Origin of the sequence: Sphingomonas sp. HMP9, from assembly GCF_013374115.1 — a bacterium.
In the GTDB taxonomy this organism is placed as follows: Bacteria; Pseudomonadota; Alphaproteobacteria; order Sphingomonadales; family Sphingomonadaceae; genus Sphingomonas.
Map to the genome: position 1 here is coordinate 3384840 of NZ_AP022673.1, position 24382 is coordinate 3409221.

Sequence of the window (24382 nt, forward strand, 5' to 3'; positions counted from 1 at the left end):
ACGCATGACCCCGCTGACCTTTGATCGCCCGGATGAGCAGACTCGTGCTCGCCCCGATTGCCACCAGGCGATCTCTATCCTCGACCTGTTCACGATCGGGATCGGGCCGTCGAGTTCGCATACCGTCGGGCCGATGCGTGCGGCGTGGCTGTTCGCCGATCTGGTCGCGGACGAGAAGCCTGTGGCGGTGCGCGTCGACCTCTTTGGTTCGCTGGCGCTGACGGGGCGAGGGCATGCGACTGACAGCGCGGTGATGCTGGGGCTCAGCGGTGCGCAGCCCGAGACGATCGATCCCGACCTGATCCCGGTGCGCCTCGCCGCGATCCGGTCGAGCGGGCGGCTGATGCTCGCCGACCGGATCGAGATCGGCTTCGAGGAAAGCCAGCATCTGCTGTTCCACGCGCAGACCTTCCTGCCGGGGCATCCGAATGCGGTGACCTTCACCGCGTCGTTCGGCGACGGGCGCAGCGTCGAGCGGACCTATTTCTCGATCGGCGGCGGTGCGATCGTCGAGGCGGGGTCGGGGCCGGTCAAGGCGAACATCCTCCTGCCGCGGCCCTTCTCGTCGGGCGCGGAACTGCTCGCGACCGGCGACGCTACGGGGATGACGATCGCCGAGATCGTCCGCGAGAACGAGATCGCGTGGCGCCCGGACAGCGAGACCGACGCGTTCCTCGACGCGGTGCGCGCCGCGATGTTCGCGTCGATCGATCGTGGGTGTCGGCAGGGCGGCATATTGCCCGGCGGGCTCAAGGTCCCGCGCCGCGCGAAGGCGTTGTTCGAGGGGTTGCAGGCGCGCGATACCGCCGCCGATCCGTCCGCGGTGTTCGAATGGGTCAGCCTGTACGCGCTCGCGGTGAACGAGGAGAATGCCGCGGGCGGCCGCGTCGTGACCGCGCCGACCAACGGCGCGGCGGGCGTGCTGCCCGCGGTGCTGCGCTTCTACGAGACCTTCACCAAGGACCCGACGCCGAAGGGCGCACACGACTTCCTGCTGACCGCCGCGGCGATCGGATTTCTCTACAAGAAACGCGCGTCGATCTCGGCCGCCGAAATGGGATGTCAGGGCGAGGTCGGCGTCGCGTGTTCGATGGCGGCGGGCGCGCTGGTCGCGGCGCTCGGCGGGACCAACGAACAGATCGAGAATGCCGCGGAGATCGGCATGGAGCATAATCTCGGCCTTACCTGCGACCCGATCGGCGGGCTGGTCCAGATCCCGTGCATCGAGCGCAACACGATGGGCGCGATCAAGGCGATCAACGCCGCCTATCTGGCGCTGCGGGGGGACGGTCGCCATATCGTCAGCCTCGATGCGGTGATCGAGACGATGCGCCAGACCGGTGAGGACATGCGCTCGCAATATAAGGAGACGTCGCTTGGGGGCCTGACCGTCAACGTCGTCGAATGCTGAAGGATTTTTGATGAACCCGCTTCTCGATACGCTGTCGCTGCCCCGCTTCGCCGACCTCGCCCCCGACCAGATCGCGCCCGCGCTCGACGAGGCGATCGCGCGGCACGAGGCGATGGTCGAGGCGCTGACGACTGCGCGGCCGACCGATTTCGCGGGCGCCTGGCTGCCCTATGAGCGCGCGAATACCGAGATCGGCGCGATCTGGTCGGCGGTGTCCCACCTGCACGGCGTGGCGGACACGCCCGAACTGCGCGCGGCGTATTCGGAGGGGCAGAAGCGGCTCGTCGAGAACGACATGAAGGTCGGCCAGAACCGCGACCTGTACGAGGTGTTCGTCGCGCTCAGCGTGTCGCCCGAATTCGCCGACCTGCCGACCGAAGACCGGGTCGCGGTCGAGCAGGCGATCCGCGATTTCACGCTGTCTGGCGTGGCGCTGGAACCCGAGGCACGCGATCGGTTCAGCGAGATTTCGGTCGAGCTGTCGGGCCTGTCGAACGAATTCGGCAGCGCGGTGCTCGATGCGACCGATGCCTGGTCCGAGCTGGTCACCGACGAGGCCGATCTCGCCGGCATCTCGGACGCGGACAAGGCGATGTTCGCGGATGCCGCCAAGGCGAAGGGGCAGGCGGGCTGGCTGGTCACGCTGCAACAGCCGAGCGTCAACGCGGTGCTGACCTTCGCCGAGAACCGTGATCTCCGCGCCCGCATGTACCGCGCGTTCGCGACGCGCGCGTCCGATCAGGGCCCCAACGCCGGCGAGTTCGACAACAGCGCGCGGATCGCGCGGATCCTCGAACTGCGGCACGAAAGCGCCACGCTGCTCGGGTTTGCCGACCCGGTCGCCTGGTCGCTGGAGACGAAGATGGCCCCCAATGGCGCCGAGGTGATCGCCTTCCTCCGCGATCTCGCCCACCGCGCCAAGCCCGCCGCCGAGCGCGATCTCGCCGAGCTGAAGGCGTTCGCGGCCGAGCATCTCGAGATCGCCGATTTCGAGCCCTGGGATGCGGGCTTCGTCTCGAACCGGTTGCGGCAGGATCGCTACGCGGTCGATGCGCAGGTGGTGAAGGCGTATTTCCCGGTCGAGCGCGTGATGGCGGGCTGGCAGACGCTGATGGAGCGGCTGTTCGGCATCCGCCTCGTCGAGCGCGACGACGTCTCGCTCTATCACGACGATGCGCGGTTCTTCGACGTGGTCGACGAGAGTGGGACGGTCTTCGCCGGGCTGTACCTCGATCTCCACGCACGCACCGGCAAGCGCGGTGGCGCGTGGATGGCGCAAGCGCGGCCCAGGCTGCACGACGGCAACACCGTGACGGTGCCGGTCGCCTATATGGTCTGCAACTTCGCGCCGGATGGTGGCGAGACGCCGTCGCTGCTGAGCCACAACGACGTGACGACGCTGCTGCACGAGACCGGCCACTGCATCCATCTGCTCTTCACCAAGGTGAACCGCCCGAGCATCGCCGGGACCAACGGCTTCGAATGGGATGCGATCGAGCTGCCGAGCCAGCTGATGGAGGATTTCGCCTGGGATCAGGGCGTCCTCACCGGCATGTCGGGGCATTACAAGACCGGCGAGACGCTCCCTGCCGACCTGTTCGAGCGGATGGTCAAGGCGCGGCATTTCCAGGCGGGGATGTTCATCCTGCGCCAGGTCGAGTTCGCGCTGTTTGATCTGTTGCTGCACCTCGGCACGATGGGCAGCGACCCGATCGAGGTGATCGAGGCGGTGCGCGACGAGGTGGCGGTGATCCGCCCGCCCGCCTGGCACCGCTTCCCGCACGCGTTCAGCCACATTTTCGCCGGCGGCTATGCGTCGGGCTATTACAGCTATCTCTACGCCGAACTGCTCGCCGCGGACGGGTTCGGGGCGTTTGCCGAGGCGGGGTTGGTCGACCGCAAGACCGGCGACCGGTTCCGCGAGGAGGTGCTCGCGCGCGGCGCGACGCGACCCGCGGCGGAGAGCTTCCGCGCGTTCCGGGGTCGCGATCCGGAGCCGACCGCGATGCTGATCCGGCACGGGCTCCAGTAATGCCGAAGCGGGTCGATCGGCGCTGGCTGTCGGAGGCGGTGCGGCGGATCGAGGCGGACTATAACCGGTCCGCCGACACGCACCTGATCCGCGTCGATTTGCCGCGCTATCCCGACATCGTCCTGTATCTGAAGGACGAGAGTTCGCACCCGACCGGCAGCCTCAAGCACCGGCTCGCGCGGTCGCTGTTCCTGTATGCGCTGTGCAACGAATGGATCGGGCCGGAGACGACGGTGATCGAATCCTCGTCGGGCTCGACCGCGGTGTCGGAGGCGTATTTCGCCAAGATGCTGGGGCTGCGCTTCATCGCCGTGGTGCCCGCGACGACCGCCGCCCCAAAGCTCGACGCGATCCGCTTTCACGGCGGCGAGATCCACATGGTCGACGATCCGCGCACCGTCTACGCGGTGTCGCACGGCCTCGCGGCGGAGACCGGCGGGCATTATCTCGACCAGTTCACCTATGCCGAGCGTGCGACCGACTGGCGCGGCAACAACAACATCGCCGAGAGCATCTTCGCGCAGATGGCCGAGGAGGAGCATCCGTGCCCGTCCTGGATCGTCTGCGGTGCGGGGACCGGCGGCACGTCGGCGACGATCGGCCGCTTCCTCCGCTATTGCCGGCACGAAACGCGGTTGTGCGTCGCGGACCCGGTGCATTCGGTGTTCCACCGCCATTTCGAGGATCGCGCCGTGGTCGCGCTGCCTGAGGGGTGCGCGTCGCGGATCGAGGGGATCGGCCGGCCGCGCGTCGAGCCGAGCTTCCTGCCTTCGGTCATCGACCGGATGATCGCGGTCGAGGATGCCGACAGCATCGGCGCGATGCGCGCGCTGTCCGACCGGCTCGGGCGGCGCGTCGGTGGTTCGACCGGCACCAACCTCGGGGCCTGCGCGCAGTTGATCGAGGAGATGGCTGCGGCAGGGCAGACGGGGAGCATCGTCACGTTGCTGTGCGACGGTGGCGAGCGCTATGGCTGCACCTATTATCACGACGCGTGGCTCGACGAGCGCAACGTCGCGTGGACCGACGCGGCGGCGCGGATGACGCATTTTCTGGGCTGATTGACCGATGACCGCATGGCAGTTCTGGATCGATCGCGGCGGCACGTTCACCGATGTCGTCGCGCGCCGACCCGATGGGCGGATCGTCACCGCCAAGCTGCTGTCGGAAGATCCCGAGCGCTATGACGACGCGGCGGTCGAGGCGATCCGGCGGCTGACCGAAGGCGCCGACGTGCCGCTCGAGCTGCGCATCGGCACGACCGTTGCGACCAACGCGCTGCTGGAGCGCAAGGGCGAGCTGACGTGCCTCGCAATCACCCGAGGGTTCGGCGACGCGCTGCTGATCGGGCACCAGGAACGCGCGGACATTTTTGCGCGCGACGTGAATCGCCCGCCGCCGTTGTTCGCGCACGTCGTCGAGATCGACGAGCGGGTCGGGGCGGCGGGCGACGTGCTCCGTCCGCTCGACGTCGGTGCGGCCCGAGCGGAATTGCAGGTGGCGTTCGATAGCGGGCTTCGCGCGGTCGCGATCGTCCTGATGCACGGGTACCGCTTCACCGCGCACGAAGAGGCGCTGGCGGAGATCGCCGCCGAGATCGGCTTCACGCAAATTTCGGTCAGCCACCGTGTCGCGCCGCTGATCAAACTGATCGGGCGCGGCGATACGACCGTCGTCGACGCGTATCTGTCGCCGGTCGTCGATCGCTATGTCGCGGGGCTCAGCGCTGCGCTGGGGCAGGGTGCGCTGTTCATGCAGTCGTCGGGCGGGCTGGTCGACGGCGCGGGCTTTCGCGGCAAGGACGCGATCCTGTCGGGTCCCGCGGGCGGCATCGTCGGCATGGCCGCGACCGCGCGCGAGGCCGGGTTCGCGCACGTCATCGGCTTCGACATGGGCGGCACCTCGACCGACGTGTCGCACTACGCCGGCACCTATGAGCGCGACACCGAGACGCTGATCGCGGGCACCCGCATTCGCGCGCCGATGCTGCGGATCCACACCGTCGCGGCGGGTGGCGGCTCGATCTGCCGATATGATGGAGAGCGGCTGATCGTCGGCCCGGAGAGCGCGGGCGCGGTGCCGGGGCCGGCCTGCTATCGCCGCGGCGGGCCGCTGACGGTGACCGACTGCAACGTGATGCTGGGCAAAGTGCGGCCCGAGTTCTTCCCGGCACTGTTCGGACCGACAGGCGATGCCCCGCTCGATGCTGAGGCGGTCGCCGCGCGGTTTGCTGAGTTGCCGCTCGATCCTCAGGTCGCGGCCGAAGGGTTCGTCGCGGTCGCGGTGGCGAACATGGCGAATGCGATCCGGACGATCTCAGTCGCGCGTGGGCATGACGTGACGCGCTATACGCTGGCGTGCTTCGGCGGGGCCGGGGGTCAGCATGCGTGCTTGGTTGCCGATGCGCTGGCGATGGACCGAGTGATGATCCACCCGCTCGCCGGCGTGCTGTCGGCATACGGCATGGGGCTGGCCGACCGCCGCGTCCTGCGCGAGGCGACGTCGGGGGCGGCGTTTGCGGACTATGCCGCGATCACGCAGGCGCTGGATGGTCTTGCAGATGCGGCGCGCGACGCACTCGTGGCGCAGGGCGTTCCGGCGAATGACGTTCGGATCGAGCGACGCGTGCATCTGCGCCGCGGCCAGACCGATCACACGATCGAGCGCGATCTCGACGACCCGGCTGCGATGACCGCCGCGTTCGACGCTGCGCACGTCGCGCAGTTCGGGTTCGCCAGCGAGGCGCCGCTGATCGCCGACCGGATCGTCGCGGAAGCGATCGCCGAGAGCCCGCCGATCGAAGCCGCACTCGTCGCGTTCCCGGACGCACCCGCCGCGCCTCTGGCGACCGCGCCCGTCTACATGGCCGGCGCGTGGCACGACACGCCGGTGCTGGCGCGCGAAGGCCTCCCCGTCGGCCACGGCGTCGACGGCCCCGCGCTGATCCTCGACAGCGTCTCGACCACGATTGTCGAGCCCGGCTGGCGCGCGCGCGTCGATCCGATCGGCAACCTCATCCTCGACCGGATCGCGCCGCGCGTCGGCGCGAGCATCGGCACCGAGTCCGATCCCGTCCGGCTCGCGATCTTCGCCGGGCTGTTCATGAGCATCGCCGAGGAGATGGGCGCCGCGCTCCAGCGCTCGGCCGCCTCCGTCAACATCCGCGAGCGGCTCGACTTCAGTTGCGCGCTGTTCGACGCGCACGGCAACCTCGTCGCCAACGCGCCGCACATCCCGGTCCATCTGGGCTCGATGGGCGAGAGCATTCGCACGATCATCGACGCCCGCGGCGGCGGCGCAGACGGGCGCGGTATCCGGCGCGGCGACGCCTATGCGCTCAATGCGCCCTATCGCGGCGGTACGCATTTGCCCGACATCACCGTCATCATGCCGGTCTTCGCCGATGACGCCGAAGCCCCCGCCTTCTTCGTCGCGGCCCGCGGCCATCACGCAGACGTCGGCGGCACGACCCCCGGATCGATGCCGCCCGAGAGTCGGTCGGTCGAGGAGGAGGGCGTGCTGCTCGACGACGTGCTGGTGGTCGACGAAGGGCGCTTCCTCGAAACCGAACTGCGCGCGGTGTTCGCGTCGGGCGCTTATCCGGCACGAAACATCGACCAGAACATCGCCGATCTGTCCGCCCAGCTCGCCGCCTGCACACGCGGCGCGACAGGGCTCGTGCGGCTTGCCGACGAATACGGCACCGACGTCGTCGCGGCATACATGGAGCACGTCCAGGCCAATGCCGACGCCGCGGTCCGTCGCCTGATCGCGACGCTCGACGATGGCGCGTTCGCCTATGAGATGGATGACGGCGCCGTCGTCCGCGTGGCCGTCCGCGTCGATCGCGCGGCCGCAACGATGGAGGTCGATTTCGCCGGCACCAGCGACCAGCGCCCGACCAACTTCAACGCCCCCGTCTCAATCGTCCGCGCGGCGGTTCTCTACGTCGTGCGCGCGCTGATCGACGAGGCGGTGCCGCTCAACGACGGCTGCCTGCGCGGCGTGACGATCCGCGTGCCCGCAGGCTCGATGCTCAACCCGCGCTATCCGGCCGCGGTCGTCGCGGGCAATGTCGAGACCAGCCAGGTCGTCACCGACACGCTGTTCGGCGCGCTCGGCGCGATGGCGGCGAGCCAGGGGACGATGAACAACTTCACCTTCGGCAACGCCGTGCACCAATATTACGAAACGATCGCTGGTGGCGCAGGCGCGGGCCCCGGCTTCGACGGCGCGGCGGTGATCCAGACGCACATGACCAACAGCCGGCTGACCGACCCGGAGATCTTCGAGACGCGCTTCCCCGTGCTGCTGGAAGAATTCTCGATCCGCCGCGGCTCGGGCGGGGCAGGCGCGCACCGCGGCGGCGACGGCGGCACGCGGCGTGTTCGGTTCCTCGAGGCGATGACCGCCTGCATCCTAGCCAACCGCCGCCGCGTGCCGCCGTTCGGGATGGCCGGTGGCAAACGCGGCGGCCTGGGATCCGCAATCATCGAGCGCGGGGCCGGCAGCGTCGAACGGCTTGGGTCCACCGCCAGGGTCGACATGCAGGTCGGCGACGTGTTCGTGATCGAGACGCCCGGCGGGGGTGGCTTCGGTCAGGGGTGATCGTGCACGCGCCGTGCGACGGGTGGTTGCGGTACCGCGACGAACGCGGCACACACGGCACGCCTTCGATCAGCCTGAAAGTCAGCTCATGACCGTATCCCGTTCCCGTGCCCTGTTCGTCCGATTGCTTGCGGGATCGGTGCTGGCGATCGCGGCGCCCGCGCTGGCGCAGACCACCAACAACGCCCCCGGTGCTGCGGCGGCGCGCACCGAGGCGCCGAAGGCGCGGCCGTGGATGAATACTGCGCTCAGCGCGGACGCCCGCGTCGAGTTGCTGCTACAGGCGATGACGCTCGACGAGAAGTTGCAGCTCACCTTCGGCTATTTCGCGACCAACGCCGACTGGCTGAAGACGCCGATCAAGAACTGGGTTTATCCCAAGGACGGGCTGCCCGCATCCGCCGGGATCGTGCCGGGCATCCCGCGGCTCGGCATCCCCAACCAGTGGCAGACCGATGCCGGCGTCGGCGTCGCCAGCCAGCGCGGACCGACGCCGCGCCTGCGCACTTCGCTGCCGTCGGGGATCGCGACCGCGGCGACCTGGAACCCTGCGCTCGCGCAGGCAGGCGGCGCTATGATCGGCCGGGAGGCGTTCCTGTCGGGGTTCAACGTGCAGCTCGCCGGCGGGATGAACCTGACGCGTGAGCCGCGCAACGGACGCAATTTCGAATATGGCGGTGAGGATCCGTTGCTGGCGGGCGTCATCACCGGCCACGAGATCAAGGGCATCCAGTCGCAGCACGTCGTGTCGACGATGAAGCATTACGCCTTCAACGGGCAGGAGACGAACCGCTTCACGATGGATCACCGGATCGGCGAACAGGACGCGCGCCAGTCCGATCTGCTCGCGTTCGAGATTGCCAACGAGGTGGGTCAGCCCGGCTCGGTGATGTGTTCGTACAACCGCGTGAACGGCCATTATGCGTGCGAGAATGATTGGCTGCTCAATACAGTCCTGAAGCGCGACTGGGGCTTCAAGGGCTATGTCATGTCCGATTGGGGCGCGACGCATTCGACCAGCGAGGCGGCCAATGCCGGGCTCGACCAGCAATCGGGCTGGGCGTTCGATCGCTCGGCCTATTTCGCCGATGCGCTGCGCGAGGCGGTCAATAACGGCCACGTCAGCGAAGCGCGTGCGACCGACATGGCGCGGCGCGTGCTGTGGGGCATGGTCTCGGTCGGCGCGTTCGACACGGTCGTGACCGGCGATCAGGCGACCAAGATCGACTATAGCGCGCACGCCGCCGTCACGCGCGCGGATGCCGAGGAGGGCATCGTCCTGCTCAAGACCACCGCCGGGCTGTTGCCGATCGCCAAGACCGCGAAGTCGATCCTGCTGATCGGCGCGCATGCCGATCTCGGCGTGCTGTCGGGTGGCGGCTCGTCACAGGTCTATTCGCACAACGCGCCGACCAACGGCCTCGTCGTGCCCGACGAATTCCCGAGCGGCTTCCCCGGCCCCAAGACCTATCACGCCTCCTCGCCGATGAAGGCGTTGCAGGCGCGGACCGGCGCGAGCGTGACCTATCTCGACGGCAAGGACGTGAAGGCGGCGGCGGCAGCGGCGCGGGCGGCGGACGTCGTCGTCGTGTTCGGCGAGCAGTGGACCGGCGAGTCGATCGACGCGCCCGATCTCAACCTGCCCGATGGCCAGAACGCGCTGATCGATGCGGTCGCGCGCGCCAACAAGAAGACCGTCGTGGTCCTCGAGACCGGCGGCCCGGTGGTCATGCCGTGGCTGGGCAAGGTCGGCGCGGTGCTGGAGGCGTGGTATCCCGGCACGGCGGGCGGCGAGGCGATCGCGCGCGTGCTGACCGGCGAGGTCAATCCGTCGGGGCATCTGCCCGCCACCTTCCCCGCATCGCTCGCGCAGACGCCGCGGCCCGTGCTGGAGGGCGACCCCAAGCTCGACCGCGATTCGCACCCGATGGGCAATTACGACATCGAGGGTGCGGCGGTCGGCTATAAATGGTTCGACAAGACCGGCGCCAAGCCGCTGTTCCCGTTCGGCCACGGCCTTTCCTACACCAGCTTCGCGATGAGCGGGCTGACCGCCGCCGCGGAGGGGAAGGGCATCAAGGCCGGGTTCGCGGTCAAGAACACCGGCGCCGTGCAAGGAAAGGCGGTCGCGCAGGTCTATGTGTCGGGCGCGGGCTGGGAAGCGCCGAAGCGACTGGGCGCGTTCCGCAAGGTCGACCTCGCACCGGGCACGGAGCAGACCGTATCGGTCACGATCGATCCGCGCCTGCTCGCGACGTTCGACGTGGCGAGCGGCGGGTGGCGTATCGCAGCCGGCGAGTACAGCGTGATGCTGGCGACGTCGGCGGCGGATGTCGTGCAGACGGTAAAGGTGCGGATCGCCGCGCAGACGCTGGATCGTACGGGCAAGTAACCACTGATCCTCGCCCGCCAGGGGGAGGTGGCTGGCGCTAGCCAGACGGAGGGGGAGGGAAGGGCGACCGGCGTTGCGTGTCCGCCCCCTCCGTCACCTTCGGTGCCACCTCCCCCTGGCGGGGGAGGATTGGCGTGCTCAATTTATCCCCGCGCGTTCACCCTCGCGTCTTTATCGCGGCGATCCGCTCGTCCACGCGGCGTTCGAGGATCGTGAGCGGCATCGCGCCCTCCTTCAGGATGTCGTGGAACTGCTTCAGGTCGAACCGGTCGCCGAGCGCGGCCTTCGCCTTCACGCGCGTGCGCGTCCACGCCATGTGGCCGACCTTGTAGCTGCAGGCCTGCCCGGCCTGCGTACAGTAGCGCTCCACCTCGCGCAGCGTCCGGGGCCGTGCGAAGCCGGTCGTCGCGACCATATAGTCGGTCGCCTTCTCGCGGCTCCACCGCTTCGCATGGATGCCGGTGTCGACCACCAGTCGGGTCGCGCGGAACAGGAACGACTGGAGATAGCCGGCGCGTTCCAGCGGCGACGCATACGCGCCCAGCTCGTCGGCCAGCTGCTCCGCATACAGCGCCCAGCCTTCCGAATAGGCTGAGAAGAACCCGATTTTCCGGAGAGTAGGAATGTCCTTCGATTCCTGCGCGAGGCTGATCTGGAGGTGATGCCCGGGCACGCCCTCGTGATAGGTGAGCGACGGCAGCGTGTATTTGGGCCAGTCGCCGACGTCCTTCAGGTTGACGAAGTAGATCGCCGGGCGGCTGCCATCGAGCGACGCGCGGTTATAATAGCCGTTGGCCGCACCGTCCTCGATCTCGACGGGCACCGCCCGAATCTCGAGCGGCTGCGTGGGAACTTGCGAAAACGCCTGGGGCAGCTTGGCGTACATCGCCTTGATGCCGTCGTTCAGCCCGGCGATCAGCTCGGTCCGACCCGCTGCGGTGTTCGCATAGAGCTGGTCGGGCATGACGTTCAGCTTGGCGAGCCGCTCGCCGACGGTGCCGGTCGTATAGCCCTGCGACTTCAGGATCGTGTCGAGCTGCGCGGTGATCTCGGCGACCTGCGCAAGACCGATGCGATGGACCTCGTCGGGGCTCATCGTCGTCGTGGTGGCCTGGTTCAGCGCCATCGCATAGATCGCGTCGCCGTTCGGCACGCGCCAGATGCCGTCGCCGGGCTTGGTCGTCGGCTTCAGCTTCTCCATCAGCGCGATCTGGCGGTCGAGCGCGGGATAGACCTTCTGGTCGACGATCGCCGTCGCGCGCGCCTGCCAGTCGCCGGTGAGGCCCTTGGCGGCGGCACGCTTGACGAGCGACTGGACGATGCTCGACGTCGCCGCCGGCTGGCCCCGCAGCTTGCGCATCTGGCCGAGCGTCAGGTCGAGCGACCAGCCCGGCGCGAGCAGGCCGCGTGCGGCGTCGGCCTGCTGCATCGCGCTTTCCTGGTCGAGCACGGTGCCGAACTGGTCGAGCCGCGACAGATACGCTTCGGCATCGGGCGTCGCGGTGATCGTGTGCGCGGTATTGAGGAAGTCGGGGACCTGGAAATAGGCGCCGCCCTGCTGGAAGATCCGGTAGGGGCGGATCGGGCTGTCCATGCCGAATTTTTCGGGCGCGGCGATCTGCGTGGTCAGCGAATAGCGCACCACTTCGAGATTGAGCGCCGCAGCGGGTGACAGGCCCGCGCCGTCATAGCGGGCCAGGGTCGCGAGCGCCGCCTTCGTATCTGCGACGTCCCTAGCGCGCTTGTCGGGGGTGCGCGGCGAAAGCTGGCTCTTCAGTCCCGCGAGCAGCCCCTTGTCCAGGCCAAGCGAGGTCGCGAGTTCGGGCGATCGGGCCACGCTCGCCTGGAAGATCCGCTCGAAATCGGCGTTGAGCGCGGTGTCGCCGCGCGACTGTGCGAACGCCGACTTCGGCAACAGCGTGGTGGCGAGCGCGGCGACGCCCCCCGATGCGAGGAACTGGCGACGATCCAAGACGAATTCTCCCGTGAACTTTCGCATATCTAAGCCGATCGTCGCGCGGATCGCCAGCGCTTCCGGACTTGGAATTCCGGCGCGTCTGCGACAGGAACCGGCGCGGAACGGGCCGATGTGGCGAAACCGTCGCGAAACCGCCGGAACAAGCGCCCATACCGTCGGTTAGACCCGAGAGCCCGGCGGTGTCCTTACCCCCCGAAGGATGCCGTCGGGTGTATGCGTAAATTGAGGTAAGCGTGCGAAACGAAACATCCAGGCGAGGAGCCGGCGCACGATTGCACGATGTCGGCGAGACTCTGCGCTCGTCCTGGCTGACGCCCACCGACACGATGATAACCGAAGACATCCCGACTTTGCTGACTCGCCTGTCGCAGGTGCCCAAGAACCGCAGGAAACCCTAGTCCGACCGGTCCGGCGCGCAGCCGGACCGATTCTTTTGCCCGATCTCAGCGCCCCGAGTTCAGCGCCCCGCTGCGGCGTTTTTCATTGCTTCGATCAGCTTCTTCACTTCCTGGCTGCGACCGCGTGGCATGATTAGCACGTCGTCGCCGCTCGCCACCACGATCAGATCCTCGACCCCGACCAGCGAGACACGGACGCCGTCGCTGCGGACGAAACAGTTCTTCGTGTCGATCGCCAGCACATTGCCGTCACCGTGGCTGCGATGCGCGTTGCCGTCGCTGTCGGTATCGCTGATCGCGTGCAGCGCGTCCCAGCTGCCGACGTCGTTCCAGCCCATGTCGACCGGCACGACCGCGACTCGATCCGCCTTTTCCATGACCGCATAATCGATCGAATCGTCTGGCGAGGCAGCGAAGGCGACGGCGTCGGGATAGATTCGCGTGCCCTCGATCCGTGCCTTGTCCATTGCCTCCTGCGTGGCGGTCAGGATGCCCGGATCGAACTGTGCGAGCGCCTCGAGATAGGCGTCGGCGAGGAACAGGAAGATCCCGCCGTTCCAAGCATGATCGCCGCTCGCCAGCATCGACTGCGCCTTGTCGAGCGGGGGCTTCTCGACGAACCGTGCCACGCGGTTGATGCCGGGTTGCAGCTCGTCGCCGATCTGGATCCAGCCATAGCCGGTCTCGGGGGCATCGGGCGCGATCCCGAACGTGACGAGCCACCCCTGCAACACCAGTGGCATCGCCGCCTCGATCGCCGCATGGAATGCAGCGACATCACCGATGACGTGATCCGACGGCATGACGAGCAGGGCGTCGCCACCACCACCGGCGGCGATCGCAGCGAGCGCGATCGCCGGTGCGGTGTTGCGACCGGTCGGTTCGAGGATCAGCGCCTGAGGCGTCGCGCCGGCTTCGGCAAGCTGCTGCTCGACCAGGTCCGCATGGCGCGCATTGGCGACCACGATCGGCGCGGCAAAGCGTTCGCCGGACGCCCGTCCCGCGGTAAGCTGCAGCATCGTCTCGTCAGCGGTGAGCGCGAGCATCTGCTTGGGCATTTCAGGGCGCGACATCGGCCACAGGCGCGTGCCCGAACCGCCTGAAAGAATAACGGGAACGATCGTACGTGCGGTCATGAAGCCTCCTGCTAGCGCCGAGCTATAACGCGGCAATTTTGCGCGCCAATTGCCGAATGATCGGATTGGCATGCCATGTTCAGGCTTTTTTGGTGTTTTACTGCGAAACGAAGCGTTCAGGTGTCGGAAGCGTTTACACTGGTGCGTCGGGATAGCGGACGATGATACGGCTCTTCAAGCATTACGTACCCTATGCGGTCCTCCTGCTCGGCCTCGTCGATGCGGTGCTGCTGATCGCGTCGGCGGAGATCGGCTGGATCGTCCGCGCGCATCAGATCGGCATGGACGTCGGGCCGATCCATACCCGGATCGCGCAGTTGCTGACGTTCGCGCTCGCATTGCAGGTCTCGCTGGTCGCGGTCGGGGCGTATGGCGTCGCGTCGTTCCTGTCGTTGCGCTTCGCCGCCGCGCGGCTGGCAGTCGCGCTGTCGCTGGGCGTGATGTTCCTGTCGCTGATCTTCTTCCTCGTCCCCCCGCTCGCGCTGTGGCGATCGAACCTGCTGTACGCGACGGTGATCGCGACCATCCTGCTCGTCACGGTGCGCGCGCTGCTCGGCAAGACGCTGGGGGGCGAGACGTTCAAGCGGCGCATCGTCGTGCTCGGCGCCGGCACGCGCGCCGCGCGGATCGAGACGCTGGCTGCGCAACCCGGCGTGAACTTCGTCGTCGCGGGCTTCGTCCGGATGGCGGAGGCGGACCCGGTCGTCCAAGGCGCGATGCCGCGCGCCGACATCCCCAATCTCGCCGCGCATATCGTCGACCAGAATGCGAGCGAGGTCGTGCTGGCGCTCGACGAACGTCGCAACGCGCTGCCGATGAAGGATCTGCTGCGCGTCCGCACCACCGGCGTGCAGGTCAGCGAGATATCGAGCTTCCTGGAGCGCGAGACGGGGCGCATCGACCTGAAGAGCGTCAATCCGTCCTGGCTGATCTTCTCCGACGGCTTCGCCTCCAGCCGGATGCTGTCGAGCGTGTTCAAGCGGGCGTTCGACATCGTCGCCAGCGGGCTGCTGCTGGTCGTGACGCTGCCGATCATTTTGCTCACCGCGATCGCGATCAAGCTCGAATCGAAGGGCCCGGCTTTCTATCGCCAGCGGCGTGTCGGGCTCTACAACGAGGGCTTCGACATCCTGAAACTGCGATCGATGCGGCAGGATGCGGAGGTTGCGGGCACGGCGGTATGGGCCGCGGAGGACGATCCGCGGATCACCCGGATCGGTCGCTTCATCCGCAAGGTGCGGATCGACGAACTGCCGCAGACCTGGACCGTGCTGAAGGGCGAGATGAGCTTCGTCGGCCCCCGTCCCGAACGTCCCCAGTTCGTCCAGCAGCTCGAGGAGCATCTGCCGTTCTACGCCGAGCGGCACATGGTGAAGCCCGGGATCACCGGCTGGGCACAGATCAACTATCCGTATGGCGCCTCGATCGAGGATGCGCGGCACAAGCTCGAATACGACCTGTACTATGCGAAGAATTATTCGCCGTTCCTCGACATGCTGATCCTGTTGCAGACGTTGCGCGTGGTGCTGTGGCCGGCGGGCGCGCGGTGATTCTCGCCGGGCTTCGGCCGTGATGACCACGCTCATCCTCTGGACCCATGCGCTCGCGGCGCTGCTGTTCGGTGCGTTGGCGCTGGCGCAACTGCGGCGACCGAGCGGGCACTGGCCGCATGCGGCGTTCGTGGTCGCACTGGTCGCGACGAGCCTGTGGGTCCTAGCGGTCGCAGGGATCGATTCGCGCGACGTCGCGACACGGATCGCCGCCAGCGCGCGCGACATTGCGTGGCTGGGGTTCATGCTCGCGCTGGTCCGACGCGATCGTGCGGGCAATTACGCACTCGGCGCGGTGTATGTCGTGGTGATGGCGCTCGCCGGTACCGCCGCGGTGCTGGCAGTCGTCGAGGGGATGGGACTGGATGCCGAGCCGCTGGCCGCGCTCGCATCGGCCCGGATAGTGCTGCAGATGATGGGCGCCATCAGTGGCCTCGTGCTGGTCCATCACCTCTATCAGGCGGCCACGCCCTCGCGCGGCGGCATTCGCCTGGTGATGCTCGCGCTGGCCGCGATGTGGGGCGCCGACCTGGTCGTGTCGGGCGCCGTGTATTTCAGCGCACCCTGGACGCCGGTGACGATCGTCGCGCGCGGCGTCGTCATGACCGGCGTCGCGGCACTGCTCGGGGTCGGCGTACACCGCGGCGGCGACAGGACGCTGGCGCTGTCGCGACCGATCGCGGTGCGCGCCTTGTCCGCGGTCGCGCTCATCTTCTACATCGGCATCACCGCGCTCGCGACCGACATCGCCGCGGGCTATGCCGGACAGTATGCGCGGGCGGTGCAGACCGCGATCGTGTTCGGGGCGACGGCCAGCGTGCTGGCGCTGCTGTCGACGCCGTGGCTGCGCGCCTGGGTCAAGGTGAAGATCGCCAAGCACCTCTTCCGCCATCGCTACGACTATCGCGCCGAGTGGCAGCGCTTCACCGATACGCTGGGCAAGCCGGGCGTCGGCGCCGCGACGCTCGATTGCCGCGTCGTGAAGTCGATCGCCGACCTGACCGATTCGCCCGGCGGGCTGTTGCTCGTCCCCGACGGGGCGTCGCTGGCGCCGGGCGCGACGTGGAACTGGGTCGGTGCCGCCGATGGTCCACGCGACGAGACGCTGGCGCGGTATCTCGCACAGGACGCGCGGATCGTCGAACTGGACCGGGTTCGGGCCGGCACTGCGCCGAGCGACGACGTGGCGAGCGTGCCCGACTGGCTGCGTGCGTGCCCCGACGCATGGGTGATCGTGCCGCTGGTTCACGGCGGTGCGCTGGTCGGCGCGATCGTGCTCGCGCGTCCCCCGGTCGACCGCGCGCTCGACTGGGAGGATTTCGACCTGCTCCGGGTCGCGGGGCGGCAGGCGGCGAGCTATCTTGCCGAGGATCGCGCGCATGCGGCGCTGGCCGATGCGGCACGGTTCGACGAGTTCAACCGCCGGTTCGCGTTCATTCTGCACGACATCAAGAACCTCGTCAGCCAGTTGACGCTGGTCGCGCGCAATGCCGAACGCCACGCCGACAACCCCGATTTCCGCGTCGACATGGTCGCCACGCTCAAGGACTCGTCCGATCGCATGACCGCGCTGCTCGCCCGCCTGTCGCAGCACGGACCCGTCCGCGGCGAACCGCTCCAGCCGATCGACGTCACCGGAATCGTCGAACGGGTCGCGATCCACCGCAAGGCGCAGCACCCGATCGTCGCGCGCGGCGGTCCGGCCTGGGCGTTGGGGCATGCGGCGCGGCTCGAACAGGTCTTGGGCCAGCTCGTCCAGAACGCGGTCGAGGCGAGCGCTGCGGATGCGCCGGTCCTGCTGGCGGTCGAGACCGTTGGCGAACAGGTCGCGATCGACGTGATCGACCATGGCTGCGGCATGGCGCCCGGCTTTGTCCGCGACCAGCTGTTCAAGCCGTTCGTGTCGTCCAAGCCCGCCGGTTTCGGGATCGGTGCGTTCGAGGCGCGGCAATTGGTGCAGGCGATGGGGGGCGCGCTCACCGTCGTCAGCCGCGAGGGGGAGGGTACGCGCTTCCGCATCCTGCTGCCCGCCGTCGCGGCGCTGGAGGTGGCGGCGTGACCGACACGACGCCTCCCGTCCTGCTGATCGTCGAGGACGACCTTGGGCTGCAACGGCAATTGCGCTGGGCGTATGAGGGGTATGAGATCGTCGTCGCGAGCGATCGCGCGCAGGCGCTCGACGCGGTGCGCGCGCATGAGCCCGCGGTCGTCACGCTCGACCTCGGCCTGCCGCCCGACCCGGACGGCGTCACGCAAGGGTTCGCCACGCTGCGCGACATCCTCGCGATGAAGCCCGATACCAAGGTGATCGTGGCGTCGGGGCACGGCGCGCGTGACAGCGCGTTGCAGGCGATCGCCGACGGCGCCTGGGATTTCTATGCCAAGCCGATCGACATCGACACGCTGGGGCTGATCGTCAGCCGCGCCTTCCACGTCCACGCGCTGGAGGCCGAGAACCGCCGGCTCGCCGCGCGGATCGACGCGGGCGGGTTTGGCGGGCTGATCAGCGCGTCGCCCGAAATGGCGGTGGTGACCCGCACGCTGGAGCGAGTCGCGCCGGCCAACGTCTCGGTCATGCTGCTGGGGGCGAGCGGCACCGGCAAGGAGCTGCTCGCGCGCGGGCTGCACGACGCGTCGCCGCGGTCGCGTGGCAAGTTCGTCGCGATCAACTGCGCGGCGATCCCCGAGACGTTGCTCGAAAGCGAGCTGTTCGGCCATGAGAAGGGCGCGTTCACCGGCGCGGTGAAGACCACCGAGGGCAGAATCGAACAGGCCGCGGGCGGCACGCTGTTCCTCGACGAGATCGGCGACGTGCCGCTCGCGCTCCAGGTGAAGCTGTTGCGGTTCCTCCAGGAGCGCGTGATCGAGCGCGTCGGCGGGCGGAAAGCGATCCCGGTCGACACGCGCATCGTCTGCGCGACTCACCAGAACGTCGACGCGATGGTCGCGGACGGACGGTTCCGCGAGGACCTGTATTACCGGCTCGCGGAGATCGTCGTGCGGATACCGGCCCTGGCCCAGCGGACCGGCGACGCGGTGCTGCTCGCGCGGCATTTCGTCACGCGCTATGCGCGGACGATGAACCCCGTCGTCACCGGCCTTGCCCCAGATGCGCGTGCTGCAATCGACGGCTGGGGCTGGCCCGGCAACGTCCGCGAGCTGGAGAATCGGATCAAGCGCGCGGTCATCATGGCCGACGGCAAGCTCGTCACGGCAACCGATCTCGACCTCGACGGCAAAAGCGAGGAGGCGGCCGCACTCAATCTGCGCGCGGCGCGCGAACTCGCCGACCGGAAAGCGATTCGCCAGGCGCTGGCGCGGGCCGACGGCAACATATCGGGCGCATCACGACTGCTCGGGATCAGCCGTCCGACCCTGTACGACCTCCTGAAAAGCTATGATCTCCATGCCTGACACGACGCGCACGCATCGTTATCCGCTGCTGCGCCGGGGCAGGCGTCGGCGCCTGACCGTCCGCAGTGTCGTCACCGCCAGATATACGCGGCTCGTCGCGATCGGCGCCGTGTGCCTGCTGATCGTCGGTATCGCGATCGCGCTGGCGACGCGTCCACCGCGACCCGATGCGCGCCGGTCGCTGGTCGACAGCCTGACGACGCTGGCGGCGGGCAACTACAGCGCCGCGCGGACCAATGCGCAGGCTGCGATCAGCGCCGCCCCGAATTTGGCCATGGCGCATGCGGTGCTGGCGCGCGCGTATCTCGAACTTGGCGACGGGCTTGCGGCGGAGGCGGAACTGGCGCGCGCGACCGATGCCGGATTGCCCGCCGACCGCCTGCATCAGCTTCAGGCGCATGCGCGGTTGCTGCAAGGCGATCCCGATGGCGCGATCGACGAGGCCGCACAGGCACTACCTCGCTATGCCGGCTATGCCGCGCGGATCCAGGCGCGGGCGCTGGCGTCGCAAGGCAAGCCCGTGGCGGCGCAGGCGGTGCTCCGCGCGCTGCTGGACCAGGCGCCGGACGATGGCGCGGCGTGGACCGATCTCGGCCGTATCCGATTGACGGCCGGCGATGTCGGCGGCGCGTCCGTCGCCGTGGCGCGCGCGGTGACGTTGGCGCGAGGCGAACCGGCGGCGCTGACGTTGCAGGGCGAGGTGATCCGCAGCCGCTACGGTCTGGTCGCGGCGCTGCCGTGGTTCGAGGCGGCGTTGCAGCGCGACGCCTATTATCACCCCGCGCTGATCGAATATGCGGCGACGCTGGGCGAGGCGGGGCGGAACGCGGACATGCTGGCGGCAACGCGTCGCGCGCTGTTGGCACGGCCCGGCAGCCCGCAGGCGCTGTACCTCCAGGCGGTATTGGCCGCGCGCGCGGGACGGATCGATCTGGCGCGCGGGCTGCTGCAACAAACCGGTGGCGCGGTGGGCGGCTTGCCGGGCGCCATGCTGCTGTCGGGTAGCCTCGACTATGCGCAAGGCAGGTTCGAACAGGCGGCGGTCACGTGGCGACAATTGATCGCGATCCAGCCGCTCAACGTGGCTGCGCGTCGCGTGCTGGGGGCGGCGTTGCTCCGGTCGGGGGATGCGCAGGCGGCGCTCGGCGTGCTGCGGCCGATCGGGCTGCGCGCCGATGCGGACAGTTATTCGCTGGCGGTGATCGCGCGGGCGTTGGCAGCGACCGGGGATACGCAGACCGCCGCGCAGTTCCTCGATCGTGCGGCGGCGGGGCAGGGTGCCCCCGCTGCGATCTTCGCCACGGACGATTCGGTGGGGGCGTTGCAGGCGGTAGCCGATGCCGCATCGGGCGACCCTGTCTATGTGCTGGGCGTGGTACGCGGTCAGATCGCGCGCGGGGATACCGCCGGTGCGATTGCCCGGGCGCGTGCGCTTGTCGCGGCGGGGCCCGGCGCCCCCGCCGCGCACCTGGCGCTCGGTGACGCGCTCGCCGTGGATCGGCGTTATGCCGAAGCGGCCGGCGCCTATGCGCGCGCGGCGGACCTGTCGTTCGACGAACCGACGATGTTGCGTCTGGTCGACGCGCTGGGTCGAGCCGGCCGCGCACAGGATGCCGCGGCCTCGCTGGCGCTGTATCTGTCGCAGAACCCGCAAAGCCTGACCGGGCTGCGCCTGCTGGGCCACTGGCAGGTCGCGTCGGGGGATTGGGACAAGGCGATCGAGACGCTGGAGGGCGTACGGCGACGGGTCGGCAATCGCGATGGCGGCGTCTTGATCGATCTGGCGCTTGCCTATGCCGGCAGCGACGACGGCGCCATCGCGGTGCGCTACGGCAAGGCCGCGTACATGCTCGCGCCGACGAACCCCGCCGCTGCCGATGCTTACGGCGTCGCGCTGGCGGCGAGCGGGAACAGCGACGGCGCGCGCCAGCTTCTGGACAAGGCTGTCCGACTCGCCCCGGGCGACGCGACGATCGCAGGTCACCGCCGCCAGCTCGGTTGAAGGGTGCCGGTCTTGCCGCCGAACTCTTGCCTCCAGGCGGGCGCATCGTCAGAAGCCGCGGATGACCGATCCGCTGGACCGCATCGCCGCCGCGCTCGAGCGCCTGTCGCCGCCGCCGCCGCCGGCCTCCGACCCTTGCGCACATCCTGCCTATGTGTGGCGGGGCGGCGTGCTCCAGCCGGCCCGCGGCTTCGCGCCGTTACCGCTGGATATGCTGATCGGTGTGGATCGCCAGAAGGCGTCGCTGATCGCCAACCTGCGCCATCTTGCCAAGGGGCATGCCGCGCAGGACGTCCTGCTATGGGGTGCGCGAGGGACCGGCAAGTCGGCGCTCGTCAAAAGCGCGGTGGCCGATGTGCAAGGATCGGGCGGCGATATCGCGCTGGTCGAGGTGACCGAACTCGCCGGACTGCCGACGCTGTTCGCCGCCTTGGCACAAGTGGCGCGCGCGTTCGTGGTGTTCGTCGACGATCTGGGGTTCGATGTCCCGGCCGAGGCGCGTGCGCTTCGGTCGATGCTGGAGGGCGGGGCGGAACCCCGGCCTGCCAATGTCCGGTTGCTGGTTACCGCCAATCGCCGACATCTGGCGCCGCGCGACATCGCCGAACAGGAAAGCGCAATAAATCCACGCGATTCGGCGGACGATCATCTGGCGCTGTCGGATCGCTTCGGCCTCAGCCTTGGCTTCCATGCGCTTGATCAGGAGGGGTATCTGGCGATCGTTGCGGCCTATGCAGCGGCGCATAATCTGGATTTCGAACCGGGCGAGGCCATCGGTTGGGCTACACGTCGGGGCAGCCGCTCGGGCCGCGTCGCGTGGCAGTATATCGTCGATCTAGCCGGCCGCGCGGGCAAGGCAATATAAGTCAGAAAACGGTGGGCCGGCGCCGAAGCGCCGGCCCGGCAACATCAGTTGCTGTCCGAATTGTCGTCCTTGACGATGGCGACGATGCCAATCGCTGCAACGCCAGCTGCGATCAGGATCGCGAAGATCCCGCCGCCGCCTGCGAGCTTGCTCTTGTCGGCAGTTGTCGAACCGGTGCGGGCGTTCGCAACCGACAGGCTGGCAGGAGCAGCCGACGCTGCAACCGAGGTGGTCATCATTGCAACGGCAAGTGCGCCGCCGGTAAGGGCCTTGAGCTTCATAAGTATCTCCAAAATAGTCGTCTTCACATGTATCGCAACGCAACATTTGTCAACGAGTTCCGACGTAAACTCATTACGGTTTAACCCGTTCAGGACACCCCTTCGACCATTTCGGCAAGTTCCAGCCAGCGGAGTTCAGCCGCTTCCTTCTCCGCGCGCGCCGTTTCGATCGCCTTGGTGAGTCGGGCGAACGTCGCATTGTCGCGCATGTAGAGATCCGGCTTGGCAAGTTTTACCGCATCCGCTGCCATCTGCGCGTCGAGTTCCTCGATTCGCTTGGGCAGCAATTCGTAATCGCGCTGGTCCTTGTAGGTCAGTTTTGCGCGAGGAGCGGCTGCGACGGGCGCGGTCGCGGCGACCTTCTTCGACGCGCGCTTGCCAGTGGTCGTCGAAGCGCGACGCTTTTCCCAATCCTCGTACCCGCCCGCGACCACGTCGACCGTGCCCGAACCGTCGAGCCCGAGCGTGATCGTCACGGTCCGGTCGAGGAAGTCGCGGTCATGGCTGACGATCAGCACGGTGCCGTCATAATCGCCGATCACCTCCTGCAACAGGTCGAGCGTCTCGAGATCGAGGTCGTTGGTCGGCTCGTCGAGCACGAGCAGGTTCGACGGCTTGGCGAACTCGCGCGCCAGCAACAGGCGTGACCGCTCGCCACCCGACAGCGACCCGATCTTCGCATCGACCATGTTCGGGTCGAACAGGAAGTCCTTCAGATACCCGTGGATATGTTTGCGCACGCCGAGCACGTCGATCCACTCGCCGCCATCGACGACGACTTCGCGCACCGTCTTCTCGGGCGCCATCAGGCTGCGCTGCTGGTCGATCACGACCGCGTCGAGAGTCTGGGCGAGCTTGATCGAACCGCTGTCGGGCTGGATCTCGCCGGTCAGCAGCTTCAACAGCGTCGACTTGCCCGCACCGTTGCGGCCGACGATGCCGATCCGGTCGCCGCGCGTGACGCGCAACGTCAGGTCGCCGATGATCGTGCGGTCGCCATATGCCTTGGTGACGTTCTTCGCGTCGATGACCACCTTCGACTTGCTGTCGTCGCTGGCGGTCGTCAGGTTCGCAGACCCCTGCGGCCCGATCATCGAGGCGCGTTCGGCGCGCATCTCGTGCAGCTTGGTCAGGCGGCCCTGGTTGCGCTTGCGCCGCCCGGTGACGCCGCGCAGCAGCCAATGCTCCTCCAGCTTGAGGCGTGCATCGAGCTTTTCGGCCTGGCGCTGTTCCTCGGCGTACACCTGTTCGGTCCACGCCTCGAACCCGCCAAAGCCGATCTCCGCACGCCGGATCGCGCCGCGATCGAGCCACAAGGTCTGCTTGGTGAGACGCGTCAGGAAGGTGCGGTCATGGCTAATGACGACGAACGCGCCGCGGAAGCGCTTGAGCCAATCCTCGATCCATTCGATCGCGCCGATGTCGAGATGGTTGGTCGGCTCGTCGAGCAGCAGCACGTCGGGGTCCTGCGCCAGCGCGCGGACGATCGCCGCGCGGCGTCGCTCGCCACCCGACGCCGACCCCGCCTCGCGCGACAGGTCGATGCCGAGCTGGTCGGCGATCGAATCGGCCTCGTAGCTCACCGGCGCGTCATCGCCGCCCATCACGTAGTCGCGCAACGTCGCGAAGCCGCGCAGATCGGGCTCCTGCTCCAATATCACGACGCGCGTGCCGGGGACGATTACCCTGCGGCCCTCGTCGGCGATGACGCTGCCGCCGAGCAGTTTGAGCAAGGTGGTCTTGCCCGCGCCGTTGCGGCCGATCAGCGCGAGCCGATCACGCGGGCCGATATGGATGTCGAGGTTGCGAAAGAGCCATCCCGAGCCCTGGACGAGTCCGAGGCCTTCGAATGCTAAGATTGGTGCTGCCATGTCCGCGCCACGTAGGGGGGCGAGGTGATGCAGGCAAGTTACACTGTGTCCGGACTGTATGGGCGGGACCATTCACAGGCTGTTCAACGCATTGCGGCTATGCCACGGCGATGAAGATGTTGCTCATCCTTGCGACCCTGGCCGCGGCGCCCGTCCTGATCGGCGCTGCGCCTATGGTGGCCGCAGCCGATCAGCGCCGCAGCGATCAGATGTCCGCGTTCGAAGCGCGCAAGACCGGACGCCTGCTGTCCGTCCGCGAGATCGAGGCGCGCGTGCGCCCGACGATGGGGGACGCGCAGTATCTCGGCTTCGACTATGATTCGGGCAGTGCCATTTACACGCTGAAATACCTGCGCGATGGAACCGTCATCTGGGTCGACGTGGATGGCCGTACCGGTCAGATCGTCGGCCGTACCGGTCGCTGAGACCAGCAAGCGAGAGGAT

At 68.1% G+C, this 24382-nt stretch carries 16 protein-coding genes; 12 read left to right on the forward strand and 4 right to left on the reverse strand.

Going from position 1 to position 24382, the window contains the following annotated elements; translation table 11 throughout:
• Positions 1-4 precede the first annotated feature (4 nt).
• The 5 genes from HMP09_RS15330 (at position 5) to HMP09_RS15350 (ending at position 10443) form a co-directional block, all read left to right on the forward strand.
• On the forward strand, positions 5-1411 hold the full coding sequence (locus HMP09_RS15330) for an L-serine ammonia-lyase (protein WP_176501076.1): 1407 nt from the start codon (positions 5-7) through the stop codon (positions 1409-1411).
• Positions 1412-1421: 10 nt separating this feature from the next.
• A complete protein-coding gene (locus HMP09_RS15335; protein WP_176501077.1) occupies positions 1422-3443 on the forward strand; it encodes a M3 family metallopeptidase in 2022 nt (673 codons plus the stop codon).
• Complete coding sequence (locus HMP09_RS15340; RefSeq protein ID WP_176501078.1) at positions 3443-4504, forward strand: PLP-dependent cysteine synthase family protein; 1062 nt, start codon at positions 3443-3445, stop codon at positions 4502-4504. The genes HMP09_RS15335 and HMP09_RS15340 overlap by 1 nt, the downstream gene beginning before the upstream one ends.
• Before the next feature lie 7 nt (positions 4505-4511).
• Positions 4512-8051, forward strand: a complete 3540-nt coding sequence (locus tag HMP09_RS15345) for a hydantoinase B/oxoprolinase family protein (RefSeq protein WP_176501079.1) — start codon at positions 4512-4514, stop codon at positions 8049-8051.
• A gap of 88 nt (positions 8052-8139) precedes the next feature.
• Positions 8140-10443 (forward strand): glycoside hydrolase family 3 C-terminal domain-containing protein, encoded by a 2304-nt coding sequence (locus HMP09_RS15350; RefSeq protein WP_176501080.1) that lies wholly within the window; start codon positions 8140-8142, stop codon positions 10441-10443.
• Positions 10444-10600: 157 nt separating this feature from the next.
• Here HMP09_RS15350 and HMP09_RS15355 read toward each other — a convergent pair whose 3' ends face one another.
• Positions 10601-12415 (reverse strand): DUF885 domain-containing protein, encoded by a 1815-nt coding sequence (locus tag HMP09_RS15355; RefSeq protein ID WP_176501813.1) that lies wholly within the window; start codon positions 12413-12415, stop codon positions 10601-10603.
• Positions 12416-12693: 278 nt separating this feature from the next.
• On the opposite strand from HMP09_RS15355, the gene HMP09_RS18570 reads away from it, so the two are divergent.
• Positions 12694-12819, forward strand: coding sequence for a hypothetical protein (locus HMP09_RS18570; RefSeq protein ID WP_269473569.1), 126 nt, complete (start codon positions 12694-12696; stop codon positions 12817-12819).
• A 59-nt stretch (positions 12820-12878) separates the two neighbouring features.
• Here the strand turns inward: HMP09_RS18570 and HMP09_RS15360 are convergent, their stop codons facing one another.
• The gene (locus HMP09_RS15360) at positions 12879-13892 is read right to left on the reverse strand and encodes a mannose-1-phosphate guanylyltransferase (protein ID WP_232090889.1); all 1014 of its coding nucleotides are present in this window, start codon (positions 13890-13892) and stop codon (positions 12879-12881) included.
• Between the two features lie 224 nt (positions 13893-14116).
• Between HMP09_RS15360 and HMP09_RS15365 the strand changes: the two genes are divergently transcribed.
• From HMP09_RS15365 to HMP09_RS15385, 5 genes are all read left to right on the forward strand, one after another.
• Positions 14117-15505, forward strand: coding sequence for a TIGR03013 family XrtA/PEP-CTERM system glycosyltransferase (locus HMP09_RS15365; RefSeq protein ID WP_176501082.1), 1389 nt, complete (start codon positions 14117-14119; stop codon positions 15503-15505).
• Positions 15506-15527: 22 nt separating this feature from the next.
• Positions 15528-17564 (forward strand): XrtA/PEP-CTERM system histidine kinase PrsK, encoded by a 2037-nt coding sequence (gene prsK, locus HMP09_RS15370; RefSeq protein ID WP_176501083.1) that lies wholly within the window; start codon positions 15528-15530, stop codon positions 17562-17564.
• The gene (gene prsR, locus HMP09_RS15375; protein WP_176501084.1) at positions 17561-18919 is read left to right on the forward strand and encodes a PEP-CTERM-box response regulator transcription factor; all 1359 of its coding nucleotides are present in this window, start codon (positions 17561-17563) and stop codon (positions 18917-18919) included. The genes prsK and prsR overlap by 4 nt, the downstream gene beginning before the upstream one ends.
• Entirely contained in the window at positions 18912-20921 is a 2010-nt protein-coding gene (locus tag HMP09_RS15380; protein WP_176501085.1) for a tetratricopeptide repeat protein, read from the forward strand. The genes prsR and HMP09_RS15380 overlap by 8 nt, the downstream gene beginning before the upstream one ends.
• Positions 20922-20982: 61 nt before the next feature.
• Complete coding sequence (locus HMP09_RS15385) at positions 20983-21786, forward strand: DUF815 domain-containing protein (protein WP_176501086.1); 804 nt, start codon at positions 20983-20985, stop codon at positions 21784-21786.
• Between the two features lie 44 nt (positions 21787-21830).
• On the opposite strand, the gene HMP09_RS15390 is transcribed toward HMP09_RS15385, so the two are convergent.
• The gene (locus HMP09_RS15390) at positions 21831-22067 is read right to left on the reverse strand and encodes a hypothetical protein (RefSeq protein ID WP_176501087.1); all 237 of its coding nucleotides are present in this window, start codon (positions 22065-22067) and stop codon (positions 21831-21833) included.
• 89 nt (positions 22068-22156) lie between these two features.
• Positions 22157-23938, reverse strand: coding sequence for an ABC-F family ATP-binding cassette domain-containing protein (locus HMP09_RS15395; RefSeq protein WP_176501088.1), 1782 nt, complete (start codon positions 23936-23938; stop codon positions 22157-22159).
• Positions 23939-24048: 110 nt separating this feature from the next.
• Here HMP09_RS15395 and HMP09_RS15400 point away from each other — a divergent pair, with 110 nt between their 5' ends.
• Positions 24049-24363, forward strand: coding sequence for a hypothetical protein (locus HMP09_RS15400; protein WP_176501089.1), 315 nt, complete (start codon positions 24049-24051; stop codon positions 24361-24363).
• Positions 24364-24382 lie beyond the last annotated feature (19 nt).

Excerpts from the sequence above, each read along its gene's own strand:
- HMP09_RS15350 (WP_176501080.1), top strand. The coding sequence starts at position 8,140 with ATGACCGTATCCCGTTCCCGTGCCCTGTTCGTCCGATTGCTTGCGGGA.
- HMP09_RS15330 (WP_176501076.1), top strand. The coding sequence starts at position 5 with ATGACCCCGCTGACCTTTGATCGCCCGGATGAGCAGACTCGTGCTCGC.
- HMP09_RS15360 (WP_232090889.1), bottom strand. The coding sequence starts at position 13,892 with ATGTCGCGCCCTGAAATGCCCAAGCAGATGCTCGCGCTCACCGCTGAC.
- HMP09_RS15400 (WP_176501089.1), top strand. The coding sequence starts at position 24,049 with ATGAAGATGTTGCTCATCCTTGCGACCCTGGCCGCGGCGCCCGTCCTG.
- HMP09_RS15395 (WP_176501088.1), bottom strand. The coding sequence starts at position 23,938 with ATGGCAGCACCAATCTTAGCATTCGAAGGCCTCGGACTCGTCCAGGGC.
- HMP09_RS15390 (WP_176501087.1), bottom strand. The coding sequence starts at position 22,067 with ATGAAGCTCAAGGCCCTTACCGGCGGCGCACTTGCCGTTGCAATGATG.
- HMP09_RS15340 (WP_176501078.1), top strand. The coding sequence starts at position 3,443 with ATGCCGAAGCGGGTCGATCGGCGCTGGCTGTCGGAGGCGGTGCGGCGG.
- prsK (WP_176501083.1), top strand. The coding sequence starts at position 15,528 with ATGACCACGCTCATCCTCTGGACCCATGCGCTCGCGGCGCTGCTGTTC.
- HMP09_RS15345 (WP_176501079.1), top strand. The coding sequence starts at position 4,512 with ATGACCGCATGGCAGTTCTGGATCGATCGCGGCGGCACGTTCACCGAT.
- HMP09_RS15380 (WP_176501085.1), top strand. The coding sequence starts at position 18,912 with ATGCCTGACACGACGCGCACGCATCGTTATCCGCTGCTGCGCCGGGGC.
- HMP09_RS15365 (WP_176501082.1), top strand. The coding sequence starts at position 14,117 with ATGATACGGCTCTTCAAGCATTACGTACCCTATGCGGTCCTCCTGCTC.
- HMP09_RS15385 (WP_176501086.1), top strand. The coding sequence starts at position 20,983 with ATGACCGATCCGCTGGACCGCATCGCCGCCGCGCTCGAGCGCCTGTCG.
- HMP09_RS15335 (WP_176501077.1), top strand. The coding sequence starts at position 1,422 with ATGAACCCGCTTCTCGATACGCTGTCGCTGCCCCGCTTCGCCGACCTC.